Source organism: Novosphingobium sp. B-7 (assembly GCF_000410615.1).
GTDB classification, from domain to species: domain Bacteria; phylum Pseudomonadota; class Alphaproteobacteria; order Sphingomonadales; family Sphingomonadaceae; genus Novosphingobium; species Novosphingobium capsulatum.
On the sequence record NZ_KE148408.1, the window covers coordinates 1858 to 6124 of the forward strand.

Sequence of the window (4267 nt, forward strand, 5' to 3'; positions counted from 1 at the left end):
GCAGAACCCGGCTCGCCAGGCGCCAGCAGCGACACGCCCAACGATGACAAGGCCAAGCCGGCAAAGGGCACAGGCAGCAAGGCCCCTGGCGGAGATGCCCCGCGCAATCCCTGGCTGCCACCAGCCGGAGACCCGCGCCGTCCGCCCAGCATCGAAGACATCTTTCGAGCCCGCGCCGGCAAAGGTGGCGGCAACGGCGGGAGAAACGGGGGCGGCCGTGGCGGCAATGGCGGCCCCACTGGCCCGCTGCTCGGCGGCCGTGGCCCCAACCTGCGCCTGCCGCAGCGGCCCGATGGCAAATCGTGGTGGCCGATCGGCATTGCCGCCGTCGTCCTGCTCTGGCTGGGCGGATCGAGCATGCACCGCCTTGCTCCGCAGGAACAGGGCGTGGTCACCACGTTCGGCTCGTATTCGCGCACGCTTGGCCCTGGCGTCTCGTTCACGCTGCCCTGGCCGATCCAGTCGGTCGATACGCGCGATGTCACCTCGATCCAGCGCGAGACCATTCCCGAAGGCGATGGCGAGCGCCTGATGCTCACCGGTGACCAGAACCTGGTCAACCTCAACTATCTGGTGCGCTGGAACATCAAGGATCTCAAGCTCTATACTTTCCAGCTGGCCGATCCAGACCAGACCGTGCGCGAAGTGGCCGAGGCATCGATGCGCGCGGCCATTGCCGAGGTGAACTTCAACGACGCGATGGGCACCGGCCGCGCCACGATCGAGCAGAGCGTTCGCGACAAGATGCAGCGCGTGCTCGATGCCTATCGCTCCGGGGTCAAGATCCAGGGCGTGGAAATCACCAAGATCGATCCGCCGGCCAAGGTCGTCGACGCGTTCAAGGAAGTGCTCGCCGCGCAGCAAAAGGCGCAGGGGGATGTGAACGAGGCGCAAGGCTGGGCGCAAAAGAAGCTGGCCGCCGCCCAGGGTGAAGCCGCCGCTTTCGACAAGGTCTATGAACAGTACAAGCTGGCCCCGGAAGTGACCAAGCGGCGCATGTATTATGAAACGATGGAGCGCGTTCTGGGCCAGACCGACAAGGTGATCGTGGAAGCACCAGGTACGGTGCCCTATCTGCCGCTGCCCGCCTTGCGGCAATCGCCGCCGCCCGCCCCGGATGACAACCGCCAGGGGGGGCAACGCTGATGCAGCCGTTCATCTCGCTCAACCAGCGCATCGTCGCCGGGCTGGTCGCGCTGGCGGTGCTGGTCATGATGTGCGTGATCGCCGTGCCCGAAACCGAACAGGTGGTGATCGTGCGGCTCGGCCAGCCGGTGCGCGTGATCAACCGCTATGCCCCCAATGCCGATTTCGGCCGCACCGGCGCGGGCCTGGTCTGGCGCATTCCGTTCCTTGAACAGGCAGTGCGCATCGATCGCCGCGTGCTCGATGTCGATATGGAACGCCAGCAGGTCACCTCGCTCGACCAGCGCCGCCTGGAAGTGGATGCCTATGCCCGCTTTCGCGTGATCGATCCGATCAAGATGTACGAGACCGCCGGCACGGTCGACCGCGTGGCACAGCAGCTGCAGCCGATCCTCAATTCGGTGCTGCGCCAGGAACTGGGCAAGCGCACCTTTGCCTCGCTGCTCACCCCCGAACGCGGCCAGGCCATGGCCCGCATCCGCGAAGGGCTCGATCGCGAGGCGCGCGAATACGGCGCCCAGGTGATCGACGTGCGGATCAAGCGCGCCGACCTGCCCGATGGCACGCCGCTGGAATCCGCCTTTGCCCGCATGGCGACCGCCCGCGCCCAGGAAGCGGCCACGATTGCCGCCCAAGGGCAAAAGAATGCGCAGATCATTCGCGCCCAGGCCGAAGCGGAAGCAGCCCGTATTTATGCGGCCAGCTTTGGCAAGGATCCTGAATTCTATGACTTTTACCGTGCCATGCAGAGCTATGACTACACCTTCACCCAGAAAGGCAGCAATACCAGCATCATCCTTTCGCCCGACAACCGCTATCTGAAGCGTTTCAAGGGCGACTGATCGGAACCTGTTCCATTCAAAGTCCGTTCATGCGACGAAGCGTGAAACGGCTCCCGGATCGGGCGCGGTTTTCCCTCACGCCGCGTCAAGCAACAAGCGAATAAAGGATCAACCCTCGTGCGATACGCTTATGGAGTGACTACGGCACTGCTTCTCGCCGGCAGCGCGCTCACGCTGGCAACGGGCTTTCCGGCCGGCGCCCAGGTAGCGCAGAATGACAGTTCGCAGATTCAGGCGATCACCCCGCGCCAGGGTGCGCCGTCCAGCTTCGCCGATCTGACGGCCCAGCTCCAGCCCGCCGTGGTCAACATCTCCACGCGCCAGCGGGTCAAGGTCCAAAACAACAACCCCTTTGCCGGCACGCCGTTTGGCGATCTGTTCGGCGGTGGCCAGGGCGGCCAGGGTGGCGGCAGCACGCGCGAGGCACAGTCGCTCGGTTCGGGCTTCATCATCTCGGCCGATGGCTATGTGGTCACCAACAACCACGTGATCACCGCCGATGGCCAGGGTGAAGTGGAATCCATCTCGGTCACCACGCCCGATGGCACCGAATATCCCGCCAAGCTGGTTGGCAAGGATGCCGCATCCGATCTCGCCGTGCTCAAGATCACCGGCAACAAGCCGTTCCCGTTCGTCAAGTTCGGGGATTCGCGCAAGGCCCGCGTGGGCGACTGGGTCATCGCCATCGGCAACCCGTTTGGCCTGGGCGGCACGGTGACGCAGGGGATCATCTCGGCCGTCTATCGCGCCACCGGCTCGGGCAGCGCCTATGACCGCTATCTCCAGACCGACGCCTCGATCAACCGCGGCAACTCGGGCGGCCCGATGTTCGACATGGCCGGCAACGTGATCGGCATCAACAACGCGATCTATTCGCCCACTGGCGGCAGCGTCGGCATCGGCTTTGCCATTCCCGCCGAAATCGCCGCGCCGATCGTGGAAAAGCTCAAGAACGGCCAGGCGATCGAGCGTGGCTATCTCGGCGTGCGCATCCAGCCGATCAACGATGATCTTGCCGCCTCGCTGGGCCTGCCCAAGAACCGTGGCGAATTCATCCAGTCGGTCGAACCGGGCGCTGGCGCGGCCAAGGCCGGCATCCAGGCAGGCGACGTGGTCACCCGCGTCGATGGCAAGGAAGTCAAGCCCGACCAGACGCTGTCGTTCATCGTTGCCAACACCGCCCCGGGCAAGACCGTGGCCATCGACCTGGTGCGCAACGGCAAGCCGATGACCGTCAATGCCGTGGTCGGCAAGCGCCCGACCGAGGAAGAGCTCGCCAACCAGAGCTTCGACCAGGACCAGCAGGACGACAACGGCCTGGGCGACAACAGCGATGGCCAGCAGCAGCAGAAGCAGGCCCAGGCAACGGGCGCGCTGCAAAAGTCGCTGGGTATCGGCGCTGTGCCGCTCACCCCGCAGATCGCCCGTCAGCTGGGCGTGAGCGAGGATACGCGCGGCGTGGTCGTTACCGGGGTGGACAGCTCGTCTGACGCTGGGGCTAAGGGCCTGCAGCGCCGCGACATCATCCTCTCGGCCAACTATCGCATGCTGGCGACCGTCGCCGATTTGGAAGCCGTGGTCCGCCAGGCCAAGGCCGAAAATCGCGAAGCCGTGCTCCTGCGCGTGCAGCGCGCCGGCCAGCCGGCGATCTATCTGCCGATCCGCCTGCGCTGATCGCCAGGCCGCTTAGCCAAGCATAAAAAGGCCGGCATCCCCACGCGGGATGCCGGCCTTTTTGTTTGTGAAGAGTGGGGCGCACGCAGCGCCCTCACCCTGCCGTCAGCAAGCCATCAATAGTTGGCTGCCGGGTCGCTGGCCGGGAAGCTTTCGTCCACCACCTGGTCCTGCTTGTCCCACTTAGGCGGATCAGAGCGCATGCCCTCTACCCCGGCAGAGCGCACCTTGGCAAAATTGTCGCCCGGCGTTTCGCCATGGGCAAACGCGGCCGGCGCGGCGCTCTCGCCGTCCTTGTTGCGGACGCTGCGATAGATGACGTAGCCCGCCACTGCGGCGGCGGCCCAATGGAATATGCTCATCGCTCAACCTCCATCTGCGGCAGCCAGCAAGGCCGCCGATCATGGGGCACAAACGAACCGGGGCGCGAATGGTTCGCGCCCCGGTGGCATTTTCATGCTGTCACAGGTTTCAATAGCCCTGCCAATCCTGCGCCCGACGGTCTGGCGGCGGCTTGGTGGCCGGCGGCCGGGGCACTGCCGGCTGGGCTGGCCTGGGCGTCTGGCGGGTGCGGCCAGTGGCGCGATCGAGCAGATCGTCGCTCG

At 65.5% G+C, this 4267-nt stretch carries 4 protein-coding genes; 3 read left to right on the forward strand and 1 reads right to left on the reverse strand.

All coding sequences use genetic code 11. From position 1 onward, the window contains the following. The 3 genes from hflK to H926_RS0117700 all read left to right on the forward strand — a co-directional run. Nucleotides 1-1146: protease modulator HflK (gene hflK, locus H926_RS28515; RefSeq protein WP_022677494.1), on the forward strand; the 1146-nt coding region annotated here is incomplete at its 5' end. Further along, the gene (gene hflC, locus H926_RS0117695) at nt 1146-1988 is read left to right on the forward strand and encodes a protease modulator HflC (protein ID WP_022677495.1); all 843 of its coding nucleotides are present in this window, start codon (nt 1146-1148) and stop codon (nt 1986-1988) included. The genes hflK and hflC, both read left to right, overlap by 1 nt. A gap of 117 nt (nt 1989-2105) precedes the next feature. Next, entirely contained in the window at nt 2106-3662 is a 1557-nt protein-coding gene (locus H926_RS0117700; protein ID WP_028658191.1) for a Do family serine endopeptidase, read from the forward strand. 116 nt (nt 3663-3778) lie between these two features. Here the strand turns inward: H926_RS0117700 and H926_RS0117705 are convergent, their stop codons facing one another. Continuing rightward, nucleotides 3779-4024, reverse strand: a complete 246-nt coding sequence (locus H926_RS0117705) for a hypothetical protein (RefSeq protein ID WP_022677497.1) — start codon at nt 4022-4024, stop codon at nt 3779-3781. Nucleotides 4025-4267: the final 243 nt, after the last annotated feature.

What these genes read in the sequence shown, in the direction of transcription:
- hflC (WP_022677495.1), top strand. Translation starts at nt 1,146, where the DNA reads ATGCAGCCGTTCATCTCGCTCAACCAGCGCATCGTCGCCGGGCTGGTC.
- H926_RS0117705 (WP_022677497.1), bottom strand. Translation starts at nt 4,024, where the DNA reads ATGAGCATATTCCATTGGGCCGCCGCCGCAGTGGCGGGCTACGTCATC.